Origin of the sequence: Niallia sp. FSL W8-1348 (assembly GCF_038006745.1) — a bacterium.
Taxonomy (GTDB): domain Bacteria; phylum Bacillota; class Bacilli; order Bacillales; family Cytobacillaceae; genus Niallia; species Niallia alba.
Genome location: NZ_JBBOVV010000001.1, coordinates 3,650,569 through 3,673,767, shown reverse-complemented (window position 1 = coordinate 3,673,767; position 23,199 = coordinate 3,650,569). Strand labels below are relative to the sequence as shown.

Below are 23,199 nucleotides of genomic sequence, written 5' to 3'. Positions count from 1 at the left end.
TATTTGTTGGAGATGATTCCTTTTGCCTTTTCTCCCATTTAAAATAAATCTAATTGTCTTGGAGCTAAATTCGTATATTCTATATTTAGCAATTTAATAAGCTCTTTCCCATTGTCGGCAGCATCTCCACCAGAGTTATTATTAAAAACAACATAAATATCCCTACATATCTTTTCAAGCTGGCGAATATTTTCTGCCCACTCTTTTAATTCAACAGTATTATATCGGTATAAATAACGAACTTCTCGCCAGTTTGGATTATTGTTTTGCTGCCATCCATAATGATTTCTACCATGAAGACGAATCAGTACTTTTTCTTCACCGCCAACTTCCAGTACAGTAGGAACAGAACCTGGCTTTACTTGCGGTTCATCACAAATACTATGAATCCAATTTTCTTCCTTCATAAACCGAAGCGTTCCTTCTCGATACTTAGGCTCAAACCAAGACTGATGTCGAAATTCAAGAGCACGAGGAATATCTCCCATCTTTTTCCTACATGCTCTTAAATACTGGACATTTCCCTTTGTACAATCAAACCAAGGTGGAAATTGAAACAAGACCATTGCTAGTTTCCCTGCTTTTCTATACGGTACTAAGGAATCGATAAATGCAGAAAACATTTCTTCATTCGAGGAGTACGGAGTATCTTCGCGATTATGTCCCGTCATTCCTTGATATGCCTTTACAATAAACTGAAAAGAATCAGGTGTTTTCCTTACCCAAGTTTCTGCATTATGCACTGATTGCACCGCATAAAAAGAAGCATCCACTTCTACAGTAGGAAAATAACCGGCATATTCGAATAACTTATTTTGTGATGAAATATTTTTTCCATAAAGACTAGTATGGTCTCCCCAACCTGTTAAACCAATATGAATCAATTAAATCACCTCTATAACAATGTCTTTCTCTAGGTGGGATTTATATGGATTAGACATAATTACGTTTAAAATCAAAACAATATTATTTAATCTTCCATACTAAATATCATATCATAATTACCTTAAATAACTAATAAAAAGCAAATGGACATAACTGCATTGCTCTATACCTGTTGTACGCCTTTTTTGATAAATGAATTAGTACAAAAGAAGTTGGGATATTTTTTTATCTAGTTTCAATATACTTACACATCTTAATTATCATCAGATTGAGGGGGAGTCTTACTGTCCGTTAAGAGTGGGATAAAAAAACTTCCATCAATCGGGGGCTCATCCCCCACTGATGGAAGTTTTTTTATACAATTAAGAACACAAGAAATTAACAGATTGAGCTCGTGTTAACGTCAGAGGATGAAACACGGGATGCTTATATAGATTATTTGGAGACAAATTTGTTTTATCTATTATATATGCCACAAAATCAGCAAGATTATTGATTACTGCGTTTTATAAATTTAATTGATTAAACAAATGTTAGAGTAATATTATTTTATCTCTTTTATCATTTAAGGCTGTTTACCAATATAAGCCAATATTCCCCCATCAACATAGAGAATATGCCCATTAACAAAGTTTGATGCTTCGGATGCTAAAAATACAGCTGCCCCAGCTAGGTCCTCAGGATTTCCCCAACGAGCAGCAGGTGTTTTTCCTATAATAAACTGATCAAATGGATGACGGGATCCATCTGCTTGCTTTTCGCGTAATGGCGCTGTTTGTGGTGTCGCAATATAACCAGGTCCAATTCCATTACTTTGAATATTGTATTCTCCATATTCAGAAGCAATATTCTTTGTGAGCATTTTTAGTCCTCCTTTTGCGGCAGCATAGGCACTTACCGTTTCACGACCAAGCTCACTCATCATGGAGCAAATGTTAATGATTTTACCGCCACCATTTTGAATCATGTCGGGAATAACTGCTTTTGAAACGATAAACGGTCCATTCAGGTCTACATCCACTACTTGACGGAAGTCTTCTGCTGACATTTCTACCATTGGAATACGCTTGATGATCCCAGCATTGTTTACTAAAATATCAATGGGACCAACCTCTTCTTTGATTTGCACAATCGCTGCTTGCACCGCTTCTTCGTCTGTTACATCAAAAACATAGCCTTTCGCTTCTATTCCAGCTTCTTCATAACTTCGAAGAGCTTGCTCTACAGATTCTTGATTTAAAGAATTAAATACAATTTTTGCTCCCGCTTTTGATAGGGCGCTTGCAATTTCAAAACCAATTCCGTAAACTGCTCCTGTTACTAATGCAACTTTTCCGTCTATGCGGAATTTATCCATTCCAAATGTCATTTTTCTCTCTCCTTTTATCCCACTCTTAACGGACAGTAAGACTCCCCCCTCAAGCTTATGAGAATAAGAGGAAGCTAGGGAGATCAACTGTCCGTAAAGGCCCGATTGGTTCAACTAACCATCAGTGGGGGATGAAGGCCCCCCCATTGATGGAAGTTTCACTTTATTTCAATTTATCCATCGGAATCATATCCATATCCGTATAGGTGATATTCTCCCCGCACATTGCCCATATAAAGGAATAATTACTTGTACCAACTCCGGAATGAATAGACCAGCTTGGCGAAATAGCTGCTTGCTCACTACTCATAACTAGATGCTTTGTTTCATCTGGCTTGCCCATCATGTGGAAAATACGCGTATCCTCTTCCATATCAAAATAGACATATGCTTCCATACGTCTTTCATGTGTATGAGAAGGCATTGTATTCCATGCACTACCAGGTTCTAAAATGGTATAACCCATTTGCAATTGGCAACTTTCACATACATTTGGATGTATGTATTGATATATTTTTCGTTGATTTAATGTTAACGGTTCACCGGTTTCCATCGGTTTAATGTTATCAATACTAATTTTCACATTTGGATATTTGTGGTGGGCTGGCACAGAACTAATGTAAAATTTAGCTGGATTTTTTGGATCTTCAGAAGAAAAGACTACATGACGTGTTTCTTTGCCAATATAATAACCATCTTGCTTTTTCATTTCTTCTTTTTCTCCATCGATTTCGATATAACCAGGGCCTCCAATATTAATGACTCCAAGCTCGCGACGTTCCAAGAAATAATCTACACCTAATTGTTTATCTAAACTAATTTCCAATGACATTTCCGTTGGCGTAACTCCACCGAAAATCATGCGGTCATTATGTGTATAAGTCAAACTAATTTCTCCAGGTATAAACACTTTTTCTACTAAAAACTCTTTTCGTAATTGTTCTGTAGAGTAATGACGAATATCCTCTGGGCTATGTGTATAACGAGTTTCCATATTTTGCATTTTTAAGTCACTCCTATCGATTTATTTTTCCAGAGCCAGCTAATAAAAAGCTCTTGACCTCTGGTTCACTAAATTGATTACAATCACCATAAATAGTATGTTTTAAAGCAGATGCAGCTGAAGCAAAATTAATAATCTCCTGAGGAGTGTTTTGAACTAATATTCCATGAAGAATGCCTCCCGCAAAAGCATCCCCTCCTCCTACTCTATCAACAATGGGATTAATTAGATGTTTTTGAGATTCATAGTAGCTGTCATTCATCCATAATGTTCCTATTAATTCATTGCTACTAGCTGAAAGTACTTTTCTTTTCGTAGAATATAAAATAGCGATATTTGGAAACTTCTTCTGTATTTCTTGATAGTAGTATACTAATTCATTATCATCGCCAGTGTATTCAGGAATTCCTAACAGATAGATAGCATCAAGCTTACCCGCTGAACAGTAGTCTACCAGCGGCAAAATTTCTGTAATTGTCTCTCCTGCTTCTTTTTGCGACCATAATTTACCTCGATAGTTAATATCAAAGCTGATTTTACAGCCAGCCTCTTTTGCCGCTTTTATGAGCGTAATAGTTGTTTTTTTCCAATTCGAGGATAAAGCAGGAGTAATACCTGAAATATGAAAGATATCGACATTTTTAAATAGTTCTTCCTTTTGCCATTCACTTTCAGCTATTTCCGCAAAACTCGAACCTGCTCGATCATAAATGACATTCGCTGCTCTTTCACCAATTCCCGCTTCCATATAATAAGTTCCTAATCTAGATCCCCCGCTTAAGAGGAAATCGGTATGAACGCCATAACGACTTAAATGCTTTTTTACTCCTTCTCCTACACCATTGTCTGGAATTTTGCTTGCAAAATAGACATCGTGGCCAAAATTAGCAAGTGAAATTGCTACATTTGCTTCTCCCCCGCCATAGTGAGCATGTAGATTTTCGGCCTGTGCAATGCGAATTCCAGAATCAGTCGAAAGACGAAGCATGATTTCACCTAATGTGACAACCTTCCCCATATTTATGCTCCTTTAATTTGATGAAATTTTTCCATATACTGACCAGCAACCTCTGTAACTTTATCAAAGTCTCCATTTGCTACGGGTGCTAATAGATTTCCTCCAACCCCTACAGCAACTACCCCAGCATTGAACCAGTTCTCCATATTTTCCAAGCTTACCCCGCCAGTTGGCATAATATTTAATTGAGGCATCGGCGCTTTGAAAGCGGAAACGATACTCGGTCCATAAGCACTACCAGGGAATAGCTTAATAATATCTACTCCAGCCTTTAATGCCTCTTTCATCTCCGTAATCGTTAAACATCCAGGAAGATAGGGTATTTGATAAAGATTACATAGTTCGGCCGTTTCTTTATCAAAATTCGGGCTAACAATGTATTCTGCTCCAGCCATAATTGCTAGACGAGCCGTTACTGCATCTAAAACAGTACCTGCACCAATTACAATATCCGAATCATGCTTATACATTTCCACTAATTCACTAATCGCTTTATCCGCATTGGGAACGGTAAAAGTTAATTCGATTCCCTTCATGCCTCCCTTGACGACTGCACTACTTGCTTTCACTGCTTCTTCCTTACTATTACCGCGAACTACCGCGATAACTCCAGCACTCTTTAAACGTTGTAACGTTTCAACTCGTTTCATTTCCACCACTCTTTTCTTATTTAGAAATACAAATTTATTATTAAGAAATATACAACTTGATTATACATACTTTTTTGAAAAATGTAAACGCTATTCCTCAAATAAAGTGAAACTTCCGTTAGTGGGAGTTATCCTTCCTCCCCCTCTGATGGTTAGTTGAACCAATCGGACCTTTGATCTCCCACTTATCTTCCTCGTATTCTCATATGCTTGAGAGGGGAGTCTTACTGTCCGTTAAGAGCGGGATAAAAAAAATCGTCGAAACGATTTAGTGAGTCACAGCTTGCGTTAACTCATTTTTTGTCTCGACGATAGCCTTAATTATTTGATTTTTAAAATCTTCTGTGAGCCTATATTTTGGCATACTTACACTAAATGCTCCGATGATTTTCCCATCTTTTTTTAAAGAAGCTCCAATACAGAAAATATCTTTCTCCATTTCTTCATCATCAAAGGCAATGCCAGTTTCTCTAACTTTCTGTAATTCAGAAGCTAATTTTAAAGAGTTAGTTATTGTATGTTCTGTATACGGAACTAATGTGGTTGCCTTTATATAATTTAAGTATACCTCTTCTTCTAATTCTGCAAGAACTGCTTTTCCCATTGCGGAACTATACAAAGGTCTTGTTATCCCTACTCTTGATGACATTCTTATTGTCTGATGTTTAGCCTCTAACTTATTAACATATAAAATTTCATTGTCTACGAGAACACCTAGGTGGATTGTTTCATCAATCATCTTTTGCAGTTTTTCTAAATACGGCAATGTTAGCTCTACTAAGTCCAGTTGGTCTACACCTTGATTGGCATATCGAATAAGCTTCGATCCTAATCGATAATTTTTATTTTTATCCCTGCTAACAAAGCCAATTAACAATAAAGTATCCAATATTTTCAATGTAGTAGAAGTGGTCATCTCTGTATTTTGGGCAATGTTTTGCAAAGACTGATTTGGATTTTCTGAAAGATGATCCATAATTTTTGCAGCTCTTAATAGGACAGTTCCATACGGTTTCGTTTTCTCCATTATACACCCTCTTTTCCAATAAAGAAATTATATACGAAAAGTGGGTAAAATAAAAGTCCTCTTAACCAAAATGTAAGACAGAAAAATTTTCGTGAAGAAATAACTGTATCTACAAGGACATATTGAAAATATTTTTATCATAAGGTCAACATTCGAATAATTGTTTTCATTACAGCATCCTCTTCATTCGTACGGGTAATAAAATTTGCTGCATCTTTTAATTCTTCCACTGCATTCCGCACAGCAAAGCTATAGGTACTACGCGTCATGAGTTCAATATCATTATAACCATCGCCAAATGCCATCGTTTCTTCAGGTGTAACATTCAATATCCGCTGTAAGTGCTCGACCGTTGTACCCTTATGAACATTTGCATTAGCTATATCAATCCATGCTGCTTCAGATGCTACAATATAAGCAGATTCAAAAAAGGAAGATAGTTTTTCTTTTATTTCAAAACATTTAAGTAGTGGATCATGAATCGTTATTTTCACAAAATCATCTGTTATTTCTTCAAAGTCAGATACTTTGCTTACTTGCGCATAAGATTTTCTGACAATTGATGCTTCTTCAGGTGCAATGCTATCCTTTATATATGCACCATTTCTAGTACAAGCAATAATAGTATAATTTAGACTGATTTCCTCTAGTAAACGAATAATTTCTAATCCTAGCTCATTACTTAACAGAGATTCATAGACAAATTTCCCATTATGTTTTATTCGAGTTGCACTATCCCCTAAAATCCATATATCCTTTGCATCTTCTCCAAATAGCTCTTCGATGCGTTCACATTGTTTGCCAGTAACAGGAGCAAAAGCAACACCTTTATCTTTCATTATTTTTTTTACATCTTTATACAGTTCCCTATTAAAATCACCGCTATTAGACAAAAATGTTCCATCCATATCTGTTAGAACTAATTTAATCATCGGAATTCCTCCTAAGCTAGTATTTATTCTTCGATTCGTTTAAGAATTCTTGCTGGATTCCCACCTACAACGACATTATCTGGTACATCCTTTGTTACAACAGAACCGGAAGCGATAACAACATTATTTCCTATGTTTACTCCAGGATTGATAACAGATCTTCCGCCAATCCAGACATTATCGCCGATATTCACTGGCTTTCCGTATTCGACTCCCGCTATCCTTTCTTGCGCATTTAATGGGTGTGTAGCTGTATAAATATGTACCCCTGGAGCGATGAAGCAATTATCACCAATTCTAATCTTACAAACATCTAAAAATACGCAATCAAAATTAGCAAAGAAATTTTCTCCTACATGGATGTTATAACCATAGTCGCAACGAAAAGTAGGTTCTATGAATAAATTATTTCCAGTAGAACCAAATAATTGTTTTAATAATACTGTCCTTTTGCCTTCATCCGTTTCGAGTGATTCATTAAATATTCTCGTTTGTTTTCTAGCATTCATTCTTCCCTGTACCAGTTCTGGATCTGCAGGGTTATAAAGGTCTCCATTTACCATCTTTTCTTTTTCAGATTTCATTCGTTTCATCCCCTTTTTCTTTAATTTACCTTCTTTACACAGTCAATTCTAAAAGATTTCCTTCTGGATCTTCTATTACGCTTTCATAGTAGCCATCCCCTGTAATTCTTGGACCATTAACTAGGAGATACCCATCCTTTTGTAAGCGTTCAGTCAGCTGATTTACAGCTTCCTTACTTCCTACAGAAAAAGCAATATGAGCCAAGCCAACCCTACCATTAACATCCGGCTTATCTATACCTGATTTGCGCATAAGTTCTATGCGAGCTCCCCCTTTGTATGAAATAAAATATGACTCAAATTTCTTTTCTGTATTGTGATATTTTGAGTTTGCAATCCCATCAAAGTATGTCGTATAGAATTTTTTCATTTCCTCTAAATCATGTACCCAAATGGCTATATGTTCTATTTTCATCCCTTTTCACTCCTTAAATAATTAGATGGCTGTAGAATTACTTTTTTTCACCTTTTTATAATCCTTTTTATTTAATACAGCATTTAATTTTTCAGTACCCCATAACATCATGGCAATAAAGCCTGCAATCATAAATGGAAAAATTCCTATTGTCGAGTGGGCAGCATTGAACTACCCCCACTTATCGACCTTGCGATCTGATTGAAGTGGGAGATTCTTGGGAACAGAGCGTACTTGTTGACGTATTTCTTTGCCAACAGAGGTTTCTCTTATTGACCAAGCTATCCCCATAGATTCCTATGGTTCTATATTTTGTTTAAGCCAAAACTAAAGTTCTTAAGCCTTCAGCTAAGATATTTTTGCTGGCATTTATATCTCTATCGTGATGTTCGTGGCAAACAGGACAAGTCCAATCTCTTATTTCAAGAGATTTCTTGCCATCTTGATGTCCACAATCGGAACATATTTGACTAGACGGAAACCATCTGCTTATTTTTACGATTGTTTTACCGTACCATTTGGCTTTGTATTCTAATTTCGATACAAAAGCAGACCACGATACATCAGAGATTGATTTTGCTAACTTATGATTGCGTAACATTCCTTTCGTATTCAAATCTTCGATACAGACAATATCGTGGTTTTTGATGATTTCTGTACTGAATTTGTTAAGGAAATCGTCACGCTGATTCATGACTCTTTCGTGCAATCTAGCGACTTTACGTTTTTGCTTCTGATAGTTTTTTGCATCAAAAAGATTAATAGCCTTGTTTTTAGCATGTAATGCCCGTCTTGAAAGTTTTCGCTGTTCCCGTTTTAGTTTCTTTTCCATTTTGGATGTGAACTTATTATTGTCCATCTTGCGACCATCAGAAAGAATAGCAAAGTCAGTGATGCCTAAGTCTATACCGATAGACGATTCAGCTTTTTTCAATGGCTGTACTTCTGTTTCGGCAAGAATGGATACGAAGTATTTGCCACTAGAATTTCGTCTAACAGTAGCATGAAGGATACGACCATGTACTTCACGACTTTTGGCAAAGCGAACAAAACCAAGTTTAGGAAGCTTAATATACTTACCTTCAACCGCAATATTTCCGTTTGTATGTTTTGTCGTGTAGGATTGCACAGAATTCTTCTTCGATTTAAAGCGTGGATACTTATTTTGTTTTTTGTAGTATCGTTCAAAAGAATCAGCCAAGTTTTCAACCGATTTCTGCAAAGCAATACTATCCACTTCTTTCAGAAAAGAATAGTGTTGCTTTAATTCTGGAATTGCCTTTATTGTTTCATATTTGTTCAACCATTTTCCTTTCCAATTATTCGTTGGAAGCTGACTATTTTGAACCATTTCTTCAACAATATACCAATAAGCGTCTTTCTCTTTCTGCTTACCTAGAAAGAAATTAAATGTGAACCTCACACAACCAATCGTTTTATGGATGAGTTCCATTTGTTTTTTAGTGGGATAGATACGAAACTTATATGCTTTATTAACGATCATTGCGCTCACTCCCTAAACAAGAATATATGTTCTTATTTTACTATAAGAGGATGTGTTTTGGCTATTGCCAACCGACATTCATCTCCCTCTTATCGTTGGGCTACAATCCTGCCCACAATGGAAGAGGGAGTCTTCTGTCGGAAAATGATAAAAAAAACTAAAAAGAAGAAGGCGAACTTCAAAAGTCCACCTTCTTCACTAAAAATATTAACCAATAGAACCTTCCATTTCGAACTTAATCAAACGGTTCATTTCTACTGCATATTCCATTGGTAATTCTTTTGTAAATGGCTCGATAAAGCCCATTACGATCATTTCAGTTGCTTCTTCTTCCGAAATACCTCTACTCATTAAGTAGAATAACTGCTCTTCTGATACTTTCGAAACTTTTGCTTCGTGCTCTAATGAAATATTGTCATTTAAAATTTCATTGTATGGGATTGTATCAGATGTAGACTTGTTATCCATAATTAATGTGTCACATTCGATATTGGAACGAGCACCATCTGCTTTACGTCCAAAATGAACAATACCACGGTATGTTACTTTTCCGCCTTGTTTCGAAATAGACTTAGAAACAATCGTAGAAGATGTGTTTGGAGCTAAATGAAGCATTTTTGCTCCCGCATCTTGGTGTTGACCTTTACCAGCAAGTGCGATCGATAAAGTCATCCCTCTTGCACCTTCACCTCTTAAGATTACAGCAGGATATTTCATCGTTAATTTAGAACCAATATTTCCATCGATCCATTCCATTGTAGCATTCGCATCACAAACAGCGCGCTTTGTAACTAGGTTGTATACGTTGTTTGCCCAGTTTTGAATCGTAGTATAACGGCAATATGCGTCCTTTTTGATAATGATTTCTACAACCGCACTATGAAGAGAGTTCGTTGTATATACTGGTGCAGTACATCCTTCTACATAATGAACACTTGCACCCTCATCCACGATGATTAACGTTCTTTCAAATTGCCCCATATTTTCTGAGTTAATGCGGAAATATGCCTGTAATGGCGTATCTACTTTAATTCCTTTTGGAACATAGATGAAAGATCCACCAGACCATACAGCTGAGTTTAATGCAGCAAACTTATTATCCGTAGGCGGGATAACTGTTGCCCAATGCTCACGGAAAATATCTTCATTCTCTCTTAATGCAGAATCCGTATCTTTGAAAACAATTCCCATTTTCTCTAGATCTTCCTGCATATTATGGTAAACAACTTCGGATTCATACTGAGCAGATACACCTGCTAAGTATTTTTGTTCAGCCTCTGGAATACCAAGTTTATCAAATGTTTGTTTAATTTCATCTGGTACCTCATCCCAAGAACGCTCTGTTTTCTCTGACGGCTTTACATAATACGTAATTTCATCAAAGTTTAAAGCGGACAGGTCTCCACCCCATTGTGGCATTGGCATTTTGTAAAAATGCTCTAATGATTTCAAGCGGAAGTCTAACATCCATTGTGGTTCAGCCTTCATTTTTGAAATCTCTTCAACGATTTCTTTCGTTAATCCACGTTTAGAACGAAAGATAGAAACGTCTTTATCTGAAAATCCATATTTATAATCCCCAATATCGGGCATCTTTTTTGCCATTTCATTTTCCTCCATTCTACATGCAACCTTGGTGGTAAGTTACGAATTCAATCCTTCGTTTACCCCTTTTTCCATAGCCTTCCAAGCTAATGTTGCACATTTAATTCTTGCAGGGAATTTACTAACACCTTGAAGTGCTTCAATATCCCCTAAGTCAATATCCTCAGCGTAGTCTTTCCCTTGAATCATTTCAGAGAATGTTTCAGACATTTTTAACGCTTGCTCGACTGTTTTTCCTTTAATTGCTTGCGTCATCATCGATGCAGAAGACATGCTAATGGAGCATCCTTCTCCATCGAATTTTGTATCCGTGACAATCCCATCTTCTACTTTCATCGTAAGAAGAATGCGGTCCCCACATGTTGGATTATTCATATTGACGGTCAAGCTACCTTCAAGAACACCTTTGTTCCGAGGATTTTTATAATGATCCATGATAACACTTCTATAAAGTGAATCTAAGTTATTAAAAGACATCGCTAAAATACTCCTTTGTTTTGCCAATCCCTTCCACAAGCTTATCAATATCTTCTTCCGAATTATATAGATAAAAACTTGCTCTAGCGGTTGCAGAAACATTTAGCCATTTCATTAATGGTTGTGCACAGTGGTGTCCTGCACGTACAGCAATTCCTTCTGCATCCAACACTGTTGCAACATCATGCGGATGAACATCTTCAATATTAAACGTGATAACGCCAGCCCGATTATTTGCACTTTGTGGACCATAAATAGTTAAACCGTTTATAGAAGACATTTTCTCGATCGCATAGGCTGCTAATTTATGCTCATGTTCTGTTATATTCTCTAACCCAATCTCTTCTAGAAAATCGATTGCTGCACCTAAACCAATTGCTCCTGCAATGATCGGTGTACCAGCTTCAAATTTCCAAGGAAGTTCTTTCCAAGTAGATTCATATAAACCGACAAAATCAATCATTTCCCCGCCAAATTCAATTGGCTCCATATTTTCTAAAAGATGTTTCTTTCCATAAAGTACCCCAATTCCGGTTGGACCACACATTTTATGGGCTGAGAATCCGAGGAAATCACAATCCAAATCTTGCACATCTATTTTCACATGTGGAGCTCCTTGTGCTGCATCTACGACGAGTACAGCTCCATTCTTATGAGCGATAGCTGCAATTTCCTTTATTGGATTGATAACTCCGAGTACATTGGAAACATAAGCAATGGATACTACCTTAGTAGCTGGTGTGATTGTTTTTTCTACATCTGCAATGGCAATTGTGCCATCTGCTTGAAGGGGCAAATACTTAAGTGTTGCTCCCGTTTTTTTGGCAACTTGCTGCCAAGGAATAATATTACTATGATGTTCCATCGGGGTGATGACTATTTCATCTCCCTCTTTCACATTTTCCATCGCATAACTTTGAGCAACTGTATTCAGCGCAGTTGTAGTTCCACGAGTGAAGATAATTTCCTCTATAGAAGAAGCAGAGATAAACTTTCTTACCTTCTCCCTTGCTCCTTCGTATGCATCTGTTGCTCTAGTTCCTAAGGTGTGAACGCCACGATGAACATTGGAATTATATTCTCGATAGTATTTCTCTATCGTTTCAATTACCTGAACAGGCTTTTGAGAGGTAGCTGCACTATCAAGATAAACCAATGGATGTCCGTTGACTTCTTGGTTTAAAATTGGAAAATAAGAGCGAATATGTTTGCTATCCATTATCTTACTTTCCTTTCAATTACCTCAACTAATTGCTTTTTCACGCCTTCAATTGGCAATTGTTCTACAACTGGCGCTAAGAATCCGTGAATAACTAATCTTTCTGCTTCATGTTGTGGAATACCACGGCTCATTAAGTAATACAATTGTAAAGGATCTACTCTACCAACAGATGCAGCATGACCTGCAGTTACATCATCTTCGTCAATTAAAAGAATTGGGTTGGCATCGCCTCTAGCTTTTTCACTTAACATAAGAACACGAGATTCTTGTTCAGCATTAGCTTTCGTTGCACCATGTTCAATTTTTCCAATACCATTAAAGATAGAAGAAGCTTTATCTTTCATTACACCGTGTTTTAAGATATAGCCTTCAGAACTTTTACCATAATGTACAACTTTAGTTGTGAAATTTTGCTTTTGATCACCGCGACCAACTACTACTGATTTTGTATCACCAAAAGATCCATCGCCCATCAAGTAAGTTGTATTATCAGAAATCGTATTACCATCATTCATGAAGCCTAATGCCCATTCAATTTTTGCATCACGACCTGCAATACCTCGACGATTTACATAAGTAGTAACGCCATGCGCTAAATTATCTACAGCACCATATTGAACTTTTGCATTTGCATTTGCGATTACTTCCGTTACAATATTGAACACTGCTTCTTCAGGATCAACAGTAGATATATAGTTTTCTACATAAACAACAGAGCTATTATCTTCTGCCACTACAATAACGTGGTTAAAAAGGTTCGCTTCTTTATCATCATGTAAGAAAATAGATTGAATTGGTTCTTCCACTACTACATTTTTAGGAACATACAAGAATACTCCGCCATTTAGAAGCGCTGCATGTAATGCAGTTAATTTATGCTCATCTACCTTAACAGCATCTTTCATAAAGTATTTTTGCAATAAGTCACTATATTCTCTTGCAGCTGTAAATATATCAGTAAAAATTACGCCATTTTCTTTTAACTCATTAGAAACAGCTAAGAAAGTTGGACGATTGTTTCTTTGAATATAAAGTGTTTTATTTTTTTCTAAATCAATAAGTGCTTTCACTTGTTCTGGCAAATCATTTACATCAGAAAAATCCTCACTGCTTACAATGTGTTTTTCAAATTGTGTAAAGTTCCAGTTTTTAATATTTGTTTTGTCCGGTCTTGGCATTGGGAGGGCATCTGCTTGTTGTAAAGCATTTACACGCAGCTCCGTTAGCCAAGAAGGTTCACTCATATCTTTCGAAAAAGAGGAAAGATACTCTTGGTCAAATGGTAATTTAATATCCGTTGTCATTGGTCAATCCTCCTAACGATTACGCTTCTTGTTCAACAGTTTCGTCTTCAATACCTAGCTCTTTTTTAATCCAATCATATCCTTCTGCTTCTAAGCGTTGAGCAAGTTCTGGACCGCCAGATTTAACAACACGACCTTGCATCATTACGTGAACGTAGTCAGGAGTGATGTAATTTAATAAACGTTGGTAGTGAGTAATAATTAAGCAACCGAAATCTTCTTTACGCTCTTCACGCATTTTGTTGATTCCTTTTGAAACAACTTTCAATGCATCGATGTCCAAACCAGAATCGATTTCATCTAAAATAGCAATTTTTGGATTTAACATCATTAATTGAAGGATTTCATTACGTTTTTTCTCCCCACCAGAGAAACCTTCGTTTAAATAACGTTGAGCCATATCAGGATCCATTTCTAAGTATTCCATGTTTTCATCCATTTTACGGATAAACTTCATTAATGAAATTTCATTACCTTCACCTAAACGGCTGTTTAAAGCTGAACGTAAAAAGTCAGCATTTGTTACACCGCTAATTTCACTTGGATATTGCATTGCTAAAAATAAACCTGCACGAGCGCGCTCATCTACTTCCATTTCTAATACATCTTCATCATCAAGACTTACATCACCGCTAGTTACTTCATATTTTGGGTGACCCATGATTGCAGAAGATAAAGTAGATTTACCAGTTCCGTTTGGTCCCATGATTGCGTGAATTTCTCCACCCTTTATTTCTAAGTTAAGACCTTTAATAATTTCTTTTTCTTCGATTGAAACATGTAAATCATTAATGACTAATTTAGGTTGACTCATATTATATACCTCCATAGTAAAAAGAAGTTTTGTTCACAAAATTGTCGAAACTTCATTATCAATTTATTATCATTCTAATCTTATAACAAATAAAATCTGATAGCAACCTATTGATTCCTGTTACATAAGGAAAATTCACCTAAAACAAATAAATCCCCTGATTCACTTTCAAAAAAATATGTATTCTTTAAAAATGAAACAACTTCTTCCCTTATTATAAATAAAACAATATACTTGCATAAATGATTTGCCTTAGATTTATTTAATAAACTCCGTTAAATTCTTTCTATCAACAGCTTCGTTTTAGTATTTATACACCCTTTAAATTTAGCCCTAGTACTTATTGGAAAAGTAATCCTGAAAACTCATTCCTATGTAAAGAAACATATGTTGCCAATAATCTTTTTCAAAATAAAAAAAATGCCCCTATAAAGACCTGCACACATGCTATATCCATTATTGATAGAACTGACTTAATTCTCAATTGGATATACACTTTGTGTTTTGGTCTTTTATAGGAACATCTTTTTAATCATTATTCATTAACTGGTACAACCGCACCTTTATATTCCGTATTAATGAAATCTTGAATTTCTTTTGAATGTAATACTTCTACTAAAGTTTTGATATCTTCTCTATTTTCGTCTCCCTTACGAACCGTAATAATATTCGCATACGGAGATTCGCTTCCTTCAATTTCAATGGAATCTTCCACAGGGTTTAGACCTGCATCTAATGCATAGTTTGCATTGATAACAACAGCGTCCCCTTCATTATTATTAAAAATTTGTGGAAGTAGAGCTGGCTCATAATCTGCTTTTAATTGAACATTTTTTGGATTTTCAACAATGTCTTCGATTGTTGCATTTACTTTGTCGATTCCATCTTTAAGTTTAATTAATCCACCTTTTTCTAAAAGAGAAAGCACACGACCATGCTCGGCAACAGAGTTACTTAGAATAATAGTTGCTCCATCTGGAAGCTCATCTAAACTTTTATATTCCTTAGAGAAAACAGCCATTGGCTCAATATGAATTCCACCAGCATTTACAAACTCATAACCATTCTCTTTAATTTGTTGGTTCAAATATGGAATATGTTGAAAATAGTTTGCATCGATTTCTTTTGATTCTAAAGCTTTATTTGGTAATACATAATCTTGGAAAGGAACGATTTCTAAATCAATTCCTTTTTCTTCAAGAATTGGCTTCGCTTTTTCTAAAATTTCTGCATGTGGTACATTGGAAGCACCTACTACTAATTTAGTTGTTTCTTTGTCTGTGTTAGAAGCACCACTTTCCTTGCTATCATCGTTAGAGCTTCCGCATGCAGCAAGAACAAATACAAATGTTAACGCAATAAGTAAAGACCATAATTTTTTCATGTGTTATTCTCCTTATCTTTTATCTATTTTGTTTGTTATAAAATCACCAATAAATTGGATGATAAAAACAATGATTAATATAATAACAGTTGAAACAAGTGTCACATCACCATTACCTCTTTGGAATCCTTGTAAGTAGGCTAGATTCCCAAGCCCTCCTGCACCAATAATTCCAGCCATTGCAGTAGATCCTACTAATGCAATTGTCGTAACAGTAATCCCAGACACAAGAGCAGGCATGGATTCTGGTAATAAAACTTTAAAGATAACAGTAGTTGGTTTTGCCCCCATTGACTTTGCCGCTTCAATAACACCTTTATCCACTTCTCGAAGTCCTATTTCCACAAGCCTTGCATAAAATGGAGCAGCTCCAATTATTAGAGAAGGTAAAGCAGCTTTTGGTCCAATCATTGTCCCAATTAGTAAGGTCGTTAATGGAATTAATAAAACTAATAAAATAATAAAAGGAATAGACCGGAAAATATTTACGATTGCACTGATGATTCTATTAAAAAAGACATTATTCCACATATTTCCTTTATCCGTTAAAAACAACGTAATTCCGAGAATAATTCCGAGTATAAAGGTAAAAATAATCGAGAATCCAGTCATAAATAGGGTCTCTTTAGTGGCATTCCACATGATTTCCCAATTTACATTTGGTAATAAGCTTTCCATCATCCTTCAATCACCTCCACACTAATTTCTTGTGCATGCAGGTATTGAATTGCTTTATCTATTTCCTCTTGCTCTCCATCCAGATGGATATATAATGTTCCATATGAGCCATTTTGAGTCGGAGAAATTTTACCTTGAATGATATTCACAGAAACCGAAAAAGCGCGAATAAGATTAGTAATAACAGGCTGTTCAGCACTTTCGCCAACAAATCCTAACATGACGATGCTTCCTGTTTTATATTGTGCTATTAAATGTTCGATTGTATCCTTCGCATCTTCTGGTTCAATTACTTGTTGAACAAAACGTTTCGTGATTTCTTTCTTCGGCTGTTTAAAGACATCAATCACTGGCCCCGTTTCTACTACTTTCCCATCTTCCATCACGGCTACTCGATGACAAATCTTTCGAATAACATGCATTTCATGAGTGATAAGAACGATAGTAAGACCAAGACGTTTATTAATGTCTACTAACAAATCTAAGATTGCATCTGTTGTTTGTGGATCCAATGCAGATGTTGCTTCATCACAAAGAAGTACTTTCGGATCACTAGCAAGTGCTCTTGCGATACCAACTCGCTGCTTTTGCCCACCGCTTAATTGAGAAGGATAAGCGTCCTCTCGTCCTTCCAATCCAACTAACTTGATTAACTCCAATACTTTCTTGTCTCTTGCTGTTTTTTTTACTCCTGCTATTTCTAAAGGAAAAGCTATATTTTCTTTTACCGTTCTTGACCATAACAGATTAAAATGTTGAAAAATCATACTGATTTCTTGTCTCGCCTTACGAAGCTTGCTTCCCTTTATTTTGGAAACTTCGTGACCTGCAACCGAAACACTTCCTTCAGTAGGAATCTCCAATCCGTTCAGCATTCTGATTAATGTACTTTTACCTGCACCACTATATCCTATTATTCCAAATATCTCTCCTGAATGGATATTTAAATCCACATGATCAACTGCAGTGACCTTCCCACTTCTAGAGGAGTATATTTTTTTTACTGAGTTGACATTAATCAATGTGTTCACCTACTTCTATTTAAAATTACTCTATCGATCACTATATTAAAATAGTTTTTAACAAAGCACATCATATCATTCCAAATAATAAAAAAACCTTTCTGCAAGATGAGCAGAAAGGTTTTTTTATTAATAATATCCCTTTCTCTCATCTATCAAAGCTAAACGCTTTGTGTGAATTGGCACCGTTTCAGTATACTGACGGTTGCCGGGTTTCATAGGGCACATCCCTCCACCTCTCTTGATAAGAGTTCTTTATCTATATGAAATTTTAAATTCGTTAATATGATAGATGTAATTTACCATTTCCCGATATTAGTGTCAATACATTTTTTAATATAATATTTTTTTCTGAATTTTCAATTTATTACGTAAGGTTTTCTAACATAATTAATCAGGGAAGCACAGTTGGATTTAGTGATGAAGCTGATAAAGATTCCCCTAAAAAAACAACCTGAAATATACTTCATTTTCTGTGCGAAAATGAGCTTCCAGGTGAGCATCAACTCTTATTTTCAGTTTAGATTTCCATCTTTAACCGGTTCGATTTACAGGCTGTGAATTACTTAAGAAAAACAAAGATTCCAGTAAAAGAATTTTTCTTAAAGAACCTTCTAGTTGAATCAATTCACTTTTTTTCGCTTTTCTAAGAAGAATCTCACCCGTCGAAACCTTCATTATACTATCTCTTTCTCCCGTTAACCATACATCTGGATTTTCATCTGTCATCCTTCTCCATGAAAAACGATTGTCCCTTAACTCCATTATATAGACATCATTTTGGCATGATATCGCTAATGAAAGCGAAGTGTTTCGAAATAATGGTTTTAAAGACTCTTTACGATTCAACTTATCTACAAAACTTTTCATCCACTCCTGCAAAAGCATCTCCTACTTTCTGCCGAACAATCTTATATTACTTATTCTTGCAAGAATAGAAAAAAACCTTTTTTGTTAAGGACAATCTTTTGGAAAATCTGTTTTGGAATCAATATTGGTAGTCGGGGATTTCAAAGGGTAGCATTTTGAGAAGAGCCGATCTATTACCTTATTGCTCCTCTTGTGAGCAAAAGGGCTTTGATCGGGCTTCTCTGTTCCCTTCTTCCCTTCTCTTGTGAGTAAACGGGCTCTGATCGGGCTTCTCTGTTCCCTTCTTCTCTTCTCTTGTGAGTAAACGGGCTCTGATCGGGCTTCTCTATTCCCTTCTTCTCTTCTCTTGTGAGTAAACGGGCTCTGATCGGGCTTCTCTGTTCCCTTCTTCCCTTCTCTTGTGAGTAAACGGGCTCTGATCAGGCTTCTCTGTTCCCTTCTTCTCTCCCATTCAAGGCAAATTGGCTTTCACTGATTAAAATACTTTGTATTATAATCGCAAATAAAAGAAAGACCCTTTCATCCACGGAAAAGGGTCTTTCTACCTCGTGTATTTATTAATCACTTCCAGTAAATGAGGAACCGATTCAAAGCGATATACTTTTTCCTTTAACTCCCCATTTTCGATAATCAATAGACAAGGAACACTTTCAACTTCAAACTTTGTTGCTAAATCTGGAGCATAATTCAAATCCATTTTTCCTAAGTTTAAATCTGGCTTCATTGTATGTAATACCGTTAGCATCTTAGAAGCAACCATACATGTTCCGCAAAGAGGAGTATATAAATAAAAAAAGGCAGTTGATGCATCTTTTATTTGTTTCTCCCACTGATCGGGCTTCCATTCTATCATAAACCATTCATCCTTATATCTAAATATTTGGCTTCAATTTCGATATTTGCCTGCAATAAGAGTGTTGCTAAATGATGTTCTGGTGAGGCGGCCACTTCTTTATATTTTCGATCTATATAAAGAAATTCTGCTTCTGGAAGTTCTCTTTTAAACTGCTTCCTTAACTTATCTCCAGACTTGTCTGCATCCACTAAAATATACACATCTTTATCCATTAACTCTTCTAGCAATTCATCCAGTTTCGATACACCTATTGTTCCATTAGTGCAAATGATATCAACTGGTTCACGCACAATCTTTTCTACTTTTCTTTTATCTGATTTGCCTTCAACAATGATTACTTTTTTCATTTTGATCACCTAAAGGAGTTATTTCATTTACTTTAACATATTTCAAACAAGAAAAGAAAGAAGTAGATTTTATGGTATGAGGTTTGAAAAAGAACGATATAATTGGCCATTGTAAAACCTCATTAAGTCCACTATTTTTACCCTTTAACTAGAAATTCTCTCAAGAAAAAGACATCGGCAAATTACCGATGTCTTTAATAGTCAATTAACCTTCGTTCGTCATTTCTTCGTATTGTTCTGATGACATAAGTGCCTCAATGTCCGCTTTATCGCTTGGTTCGATAACAACCATCCATGCTTTTTCATAAGGAGATTCGTTAACATACTCTGGATTGTCGCTAAGTTCTTCGTTCACTTCTACTACTTTTCCACTGATAGGAGCATATAATTCAGAAACTGTTTTAACAGATTCTACACTTCCGAAAGGCTCATTTGCCGTTACTTCATCGCCTACTTCTGGTAGTTCAACAAATACGATATCGCCTAATTCAGATTGCGCAAAATATGTAATTCCTACACGTGCGTTTTCTCCCTCAACTTTAACCCATTCATGCTCTTTTGAATATCGTAAATCCTTTGGTACTGCCATTATAACCCCTCCGTATTTATCATATTACTCTGTTAAACAGAGTCACTATTAAAAAAAGCAGGATTCTTATCCCCAACTTTCTTCAAACACTTCTTCTTTAAACCCTAATGTTACTTTATTTCCATCTGTTGTTAAAGGGCGTTTAATTAGCATGCCATCAGAAGCAAGCAAATCTAGCAATTCACCTTCTGAAGCTTCGTTTATTTTGTCCTTTAATCCTAGATCTCTGTATTTCTGGCCAGAGGTATTGAAAAACTTCTTTAATTCAAGACCGCTGTTTTTATACAAATCCTCTAATAATGCACGGGAAGGAGGATTATCTACAATATGTACTTCTTCATATGACACATGATTTTCATCGAGCCACTTTTTCGCCTTTCGACAGGTTGAGCATTTTGGATACCAATAAAAAGTAACTTTCATTCCATCACCCATAATCTATGTATTTTGAAACATTCAACTAAATATTATCACAATTTTGTATAAAGTAAAACTTCGATTACTGTCCACTTTTTCGGTCAGTTATTTCCTTTTCTGGATTTCTCCGTTCTTTTCTCCTCATCCAAGAAGAGTATATACTATTCGAAATTACTGGATTCTCTTGTTTTGACTGTACTATCTTAAAATTCTCTATCGTCATGTTAAAAGAAAAAGGTTCTTCATTCTTTTCAACTAGTGACAAGAACCCTTTTCATCATAAAGTGAACCATCCATCAGTGTGGGGGCCTCCCTCCCCACTGATGGTAATTGAACCAATCGGATCTTTTCCCACCTATCTTCCTCGTATTCTCAGAGCTTGAGATGGGAGTCTTACCGTCCGTTAAGATTCGGATAAACAACTATTATACCTGATATTCTCCAGCCCTTAATAGACTCTTTGCAGCCTCTCTTTTACTTGCAATCAGCGACTTTGGCGTATATCTAGTATATTTTTTCAATACGGAAAGGGCTAATTTTAATTCATCGCCACTAAGCATATATGCTAAAGTATCTGTTGCTTCTCCAATCACTTGTTGAAATGCTTCTTGGCAATATATTTCTGTATAAAGTAATTTTTGCTTCTCCTCTTGCCCACTCTTTGCCATTGCTTTTTGTGTTCTTACTATACAAGAGTCCATCGAAAAGATAGCATTGATAATATTGGCTAGATTCACCATAATCTCTTGTTGTTGTTCTAACTGCTCTTTATATTTTTTAAGCATCATTCCAAATAAGATGTAACTTATTTTTCTAGAATTTGATAGAAGCATTCTTTCTTGGGATAAGGGCTTCCCATCTGGTTCTTCTGGAAGAAAAGAGATCATTTCTTTTTCCATTTTTGCAGCGAGTGACAATAATGGGAGTTCCCCTTTCAAGCTCTTCTTTGCCAAGGTAGGAGGTATTAGTAATCGGTTTATTTCGTTTGTTCCTTCAAAAATACGATTAATTCTAGAGTCGCGATACATTCTAGCAATATCGTAATCTTCCATAAAACCATTACCGCCATGGAGTTGAACACCTTCATCTACTACCATATCTAACACTTCAGATGCAAAAATTTTATTTAGACTACACTCAATAACGTATTCATTCATTATTTTTGCCATCTCTTTCATATCTACTTCATCTGGCAATCCATCCATTGCTTCTGAGAGCAATCCTGCTGTTCGGTAAACAGTACTTTCGGCAGCATATATATAGGATGCCATCGTTGCATATTTATCCATAGTAAGCGGAAAGCGAGATATCGGGGTCGAGAATTGGATTCGTTTATCTGTATAGGCTATCGTCTTTTTTAATGCTTCCTTACTTGCACCAATTGCTCCAAGGCCAAGCTTATAGCGTCCAATATTTAAAATATTTAATGCAATTAAATGACCTCTTCCTACTTCTCCTAACACATTTTCCACAGGTACTTCTACTTGATCAAAACGGACAGCGCAAGTTGACGAACTCTTAATTCCTAATTTATTTTCTTCTTTTCCTACTGAAACCCCAGAAAAGACTTTTTCAACGATAAAGGCAGTAAAATGGTGTTGATTTACTTTTGCATATACGACAAAGATATCCGCAATTCCTGAATTCGTAATCCACTGCTTTTCACCAGTCAATAAATAATGTGTACCCTCTTTATTTAAAACTGCTGTTGTTTTTACACTAAGTGCATCTGATCCAACAGTAGGTTCTGTTAGTGCGTAGGATGCTATTTTTTTACCTGTAGCTAAATCTGGTAAATACTTTTCCTTTTGTGCTTTATTTCCGAATAAAACAATCGGTAATGAACCAATTCCTATATGCGCTCCATGAGTGACAGAGAAGCCACCTGCAACAGACATCATCTCAGAGATAACAGCAGTACTGATTTTATCTAAGCCCAAACCACCATATATTTCTGGAATATCTGAACTTAATAATCCTAGTTCTCCTGCCTCTTCCATCAATTGTTTCGTAATAGTAAATTGATGATTTTCCATTTCGGCCAAATGTGGTAATACTCTTTTCTGAACAAACTCACTCGTCATTTCTGCAATCATCTGATGCTCTTCCGTAAAATCTTCTGGTGTGAAAATAGCTTCTTCGGTGACTTGTTCTGTTAAAAAACTTCCACCCTTTTGCATATTATTTTTTTCCTTCCTTTCTATATCCACTTAATCTTCATTTAAAG

The 23,199-nt window shown here is 35.9% G+C and carries 24 protein-coding genes and 1 riboswitch; all 24 genes read right to left on the bottom strand.

The window, feature by feature from the left end; all coding sequences use genetic code 11:
• Positions 1-38: 38 nt before the first annotated feature.
• The 24 genes from NST60_RS17250 to NST60_RS17135 all read right to left on the bottom strand — a co-directional run bounded on the left by NST60_RS17250 (position 39) and on the right by NST60_RS17135 (position 23,152).
• Positions 39-884: a DUF72 domain-containing protein gene (locus NST60_RS17250; RefSeq protein ID WP_224427993.1), complete on the bottom strand. Its 846-nt coding sequence runs from the start codon at positions 882-884 to the stop codon at positions 39-41.
• Positions 885-1,450: 566 nt separating this feature from the next.
• On the bottom strand, positions 1,451-2,254 hold the full coding sequence (locus NST60_RS17245) for a gluconate 5-dehydrogenase (protein WP_341099588.1): 804 nt from the start codon (positions 2,252-2,254) through the stop codon (positions 1,451-1,453).
• Positions 2,255-2,417: 163 nt separating this feature from the next.
• A complete protein-coding gene (kduI, locus tag NST60_RS17240; RefSeq protein ID WP_016202426.1) occupies positions 2,418-3,248 on the bottom strand; it encodes a 5-dehydro-4-deoxy-D-glucuronate isomerase in 831 nt (276 codons plus the stop codon).
• 22 nt (positions 3,249-3,270) lie between these two features.
• Positions 3,271-4,275, bottom strand: coding sequence for a sugar kinase (locus NST60_RS17235; RefSeq protein ID WP_016202427.1), 1,005 nt, complete (start codon positions 4,273-4,275; stop codon positions 3,271-3,273).
• 2 nt (positions 4,276-4,277) lie between these two features.
• A complete protein-coding gene (locus NST60_RS17230; RefSeq protein ID WP_169189027.1) occupies positions 4,278-4,925 on the bottom strand; it encodes a bifunctional 4-hydroxy-2-oxoglutarate aldolase/2-dehydro-3-deoxy-phosphogluconate aldolase in 648 nt (215 codons plus the stop codon).
• A gap of 268 nt (positions 4,926-5,193) precedes the next feature.
• Complete coding sequence (locus tag NST60_RS17225; RefSeq protein WP_341099587.1) at positions 5,194-5,952, bottom strand: IclR family transcriptional regulator; 759 nt, start codon at positions 5,950-5,952, stop codon at positions 5,194-5,196.
• A 137-nt stretch (positions 5,953-6,089) separates the two neighbouring features.
• Positions 6,090-6,884 (bottom strand): HAD family hydrolase, encoded by a 795-nt coding sequence (locus NST60_RS17220; RefSeq protein WP_328019706.1) that lies wholly within the window; start codon positions 6,882-6,884, stop codon positions 6,090-6,092.
• A gap of 23 nt (positions 6,885-6,907) precedes the next feature.
• Positions 6,908-7,468: a sugar O-acetyltransferase gene (locus tag NST60_RS17215; protein WP_212117261.1), complete on the bottom strand. Its 561-nt coding sequence runs from the start codon at positions 7,466-7,468 to the stop codon at positions 6,908-6,910.
• Positions 7,469-7,502: 34 nt separating this feature from the next.
• The gene (locus NST60_RS17210; protein WP_341099584.1) at positions 7,503-7,883 is read right to left on the bottom strand and encodes a VOC family protein; all 381 of its coding nucleotides are present in this window, start codon (positions 7,881-7,883) and stop codon (positions 7,503-7,505) included.
• A gap of 316 nt (positions 7,884-8,199) precedes the next feature.
• A complete protein-coding gene (gene tnpB, locus NST60_RS17205; RefSeq protein ID WP_341099582.1) occupies positions 8,200-9,387 on the bottom strand; it encodes an IS200/IS605 family element RNA-guided endonuclease TnpB in 1,188 nt (395 codons plus the stop codon).
• 207 nt (positions 9,388-9,594) lie between these two features.
• A complete protein-coding gene (sufB, locus tag NST60_RS17200) occupies positions 9,595-10,992 on the bottom strand; it encodes a Fe-S cluster assembly protein SufB (RefSeq protein WP_169189030.1) in 1,398 nt (465 codons plus the stop codon).
• A 39-nt stretch (positions 10,993-11,031) separates the two neighbouring features.
• On the bottom strand, positions 11,032-11,469 hold the full coding sequence (sufU, locus tag NST60_RS17195; protein ID WP_016202437.1) for a Fe-S cluster assembly sulfur transfer protein SufU: 438 nt from the start codon (positions 11,467-11,469) through the stop codon (positions 11,032-11,034).
• The gene (locus NST60_RS17190; RefSeq protein WP_016202438.1) at positions 11,459-12,688 is read right to left on the bottom strand and encodes a cysteine desulfurase; all 1,230 of its coding nucleotides are present in this window, start codon (positions 12,686-12,688) and stop codon (positions 11,459-11,461) included. Before NST60_RS17190 ends, sufU begins: the two co-directional genes overlap by 11 nt.
• Positions 12,688-13,995 carry a Fe-S cluster assembly protein SufD gene (sufD, locus tag NST60_RS17185; RefSeq protein WP_016202439.1) on the bottom strand — a complete coding sequence of 436 codons (1,308 nt, stop codon included), beginning with the start codon at positions 13,993-13,995 and terminating at the stop codon, positions 12,688-12,690. Before sufD ends, NST60_RS17190 begins: the two co-directional genes overlap by 1 nt.
• Positions 13,996-14,014: 19 nt before the next feature.
• A complete protein-coding gene (sufC, locus tag NST60_RS17180) occupies positions 14,015-14,809 on the bottom strand; it encodes a Fe-S cluster assembly ATPase SufC (RefSeq protein ID WP_016202440.1) in 795 nt (264 codons plus the stop codon).
• Between the two features lie 535 nt (positions 14,810-15,344).
• Positions 15,345-16,193 carry a MetQ/NlpA family ABC transporter substrate-binding protein gene (locus tag NST60_RS17175; RefSeq protein WP_016202441.1) on the bottom strand — a complete coding sequence of 283 codons (849 nt, stop codon included), beginning with the start codon at positions 16,191-16,193 and terminating at the stop codon, positions 15,345-15,347.
• 12 nt (positions 16,194-16,205) lie between these two features.
• Complete coding sequence (locus NST60_RS17170; RefSeq protein ID WP_016202442.1) at positions 16,206-16,874, bottom strand: methionine ABC transporter permease; 669 nt, start codon at positions 16,872-16,874, stop codon at positions 16,206-16,208.
• A complete protein-coding gene (locus NST60_RS17165) occupies positions 16,871-17,893 on the bottom strand; it encodes a methionine ABC transporter ATP-binding protein (RefSeq protein WP_016202443.1) in 1,023 nt (340 codons plus the stop codon). Before NST60_RS17165 ends, NST60_RS17170 begins: the two co-directional genes overlap by 4 nt.
• Positions 17,894-18,038: 145 nt before the next feature.
• Positions 18,039-18,144: riboswitch (SAM riboswitch) on the bottom strand.
• A 283-nt stretch (positions 18,145-18,427) separates the two neighbouring features.
• Positions 18,428-18,763, bottom strand: coding sequence for an SCP2 sterol-binding domain-containing protein (locus tag NST60_RS17160; protein ID WP_145999652.1), 336 nt, complete (start codon positions 18,761-18,763; stop codon positions 18,428-18,430).
• Positions 18,764-19,304: 541 nt separating this feature from the next.
• On the bottom strand, positions 19,305-19,616 hold the full coding sequence (locus NST60_RS17155; protein ID WP_016202445.1) for a thioredoxin family protein: 312 nt from the start codon (positions 19,614-19,616) through the stop codon (positions 19,305-19,307).
• Positions 19,613-19,966, bottom strand: a complete 354-nt coding sequence (locus NST60_RS17150) for a toprim domain-containing protein (RefSeq protein ID WP_016202446.1) — start codon at positions 19,964-19,966, stop codon at positions 19,613-19,615. The genes NST60_RS17155 and NST60_RS17150 overlap by 4 nt, the downstream gene beginning before the upstream one ends.
• A gap of 205 nt (positions 19,967-20,171) precedes the next feature.
• On the bottom strand, positions 20,172-20,555 hold the full coding sequence (gene gcvH, locus NST60_RS17145; protein WP_016202447.1) for a glycine cleavage system protein GcvH: 384 nt from the start codon (positions 20,553-20,555) through the stop codon (positions 20,172-20,174).
• A 66-nt stretch (positions 20,556-20,621) separates the two neighbouring features.
• Positions 20,622-20,978: an arsenate reductase family protein gene (locus NST60_RS17140; protein ID WP_016202448.1), complete on the bottom strand. Its 357-nt coding sequence runs from the start codon at positions 20,976-20,978 to the stop codon at positions 20,622-20,624.
• 419 nt (positions 20,979-21,397) lie between these two features.
• Positions 21,398-23,152 carry an acyl-CoA dehydrogenase family protein gene (locus tag NST60_RS17135; RefSeq protein ID WP_341099572.1) on the bottom strand — a complete coding sequence of 585 codons (1,755 nt, stop codon included), beginning with the start codon at positions 23,150-23,152 and terminating at the stop codon, positions 21,398-21,400.
• Positions 23,153-23,199: the final 47 nt, after the last annotated feature.

Coding starts and splice junctions, on each gene's coding strand:
- sufC (WP_016202440.1), bottom strand. CDS start 14,809: ATGAGTCAACCTAAATTAGTCATTAATGATTTACATGTTTCAATCGAA.
- NST60_RS17175 (WP_016202441.1), bottom strand. CDS start 16,193: ATGAAAAAATTATGGTCTTTACTTATTGCGTTAACATTTGTATTTGTT.
- sufB (WP_169189030.1), bottom strand. CDS start 10,992: ATGGCAAAAAAGATGCCCGATATTGGGGATTATAAATATGGATTTTCA.
- NST60_RS17135 (WP_341099572.1), bottom strand. CDS start 23,152: ATGCAAAAGGGTGGAAGTTTTTTAACAGAACAAGTCACCGAAGAAGCT.
- NST60_RS17210 (WP_341099584.1), bottom strand. CDS start 7,883: ATGAAAATAGAACATATAGCCATTTGGGTACATGATTTAGAGGAAATG.
- NST60_RS17245 (WP_341099588.1), bottom strand. CDS start 2,254: ATGACATTTGGAATGGATAAATTCCGCATAGACGGAAAAGTTGCATTA.
- kduI (WP_016202426.1), bottom strand. CDS start 3,248: ATGGAAACTCGTTATACACATAGCCCAGAGGATATTCGTCATTACTCT.
- NST60_RS17155 (WP_016202445.1), bottom strand. CDS start 19,616: ATGATAGAATGGAAGCCCGATCAGTGGGAGAAACAAATAAAAGATGCA.
- NST60_RS17225 (WP_341099587.1), bottom strand. CDS start 5,952: ATGGAGAAAACGAAACCGTATGGAACTGTCCTATTAAGAGCTGCAAAA.
- NST60_RS17150 (WP_016202446.1), bottom strand. CDS start 19,966: ATGAAAAAAGTAATCATTGTTGAAGGCAAATCAGATAAAAGAAAAGTA.
- sufU (WP_016202437.1), bottom strand. CDS start 11,469: ATGTCTTTTAATAACTTAGATTCACTTTATAGAAGTGTTATCATGGAT.
- gcvH (WP_016202447.1), bottom strand. CDS start 20,555: ATGGCAGTACCAAAGGATTTACGATATTCAAAAGAGCATGAATGGGTT.
- sufD (WP_016202439.1), bottom strand. CDS start 13,995: ATGACAACGGATATTAAATTACCATTTGACCAAGAGTATCTTTCCTCT.
- NST60_RS17140 (WP_016202448.1), bottom strand. CDS start 20,978: ATGAAAGTTACTTTTTATTGGTATCCAAAATGCTCAACCTGTCGAAAG.
- NST60_RS17190 (WP_016202438.1), bottom strand. CDS start 12,688: ATGGATAGCAAACATATTCGCTCTTATTTTCCAATTTTAAACCAAGAA.
- tnpB (WP_341099582.1), bottom strand. CDS start 9,387: ATGATCGTTAATAAAGCATATAAGTTTCGTATCTATCCCACTAAAAAA.
- NST60_RS17160 (WP_145999652.1), bottom strand. CDS start 18,763: ATGAAAAGTTTTGTAGATAAGTTGAATCGTAAAGAGTCTTTAAAACCA.
- NST60_RS17220 (WP_328019706.1), bottom strand. CDS start 6,884: ATGATTAAATTAGTTCTAACAGATATGGATGGAACATTTTTGTCTAAT.
- NST60_RS17235 (WP_016202427.1), bottom strand. CDS start 4,275: ATGGGGAAGGTTGTCACATTAGGTGAAATCATGCTTCGTCTTTCGACT.
- NST60_RS17230 (WP_169189027.1), bottom strand. CDS start 4,925: ATGAAACGAGTTGAAACGTTACAACGTTTAAAGAGTGCTGGAGTTATC.
- NST60_RS17170 (WP_016202442.1), bottom strand. CDS start 16,874: ATGATGGAAAGCTTATTACCAAATGTAAATTGGGAAATCATGTGGAAT.
- NST60_RS17215 (WP_212117261.1), bottom strand. CDS start 7,468: ATGAAATCTGAAAAAGAAAAGATGGTAAATGGAGACCTTTATAACCCT.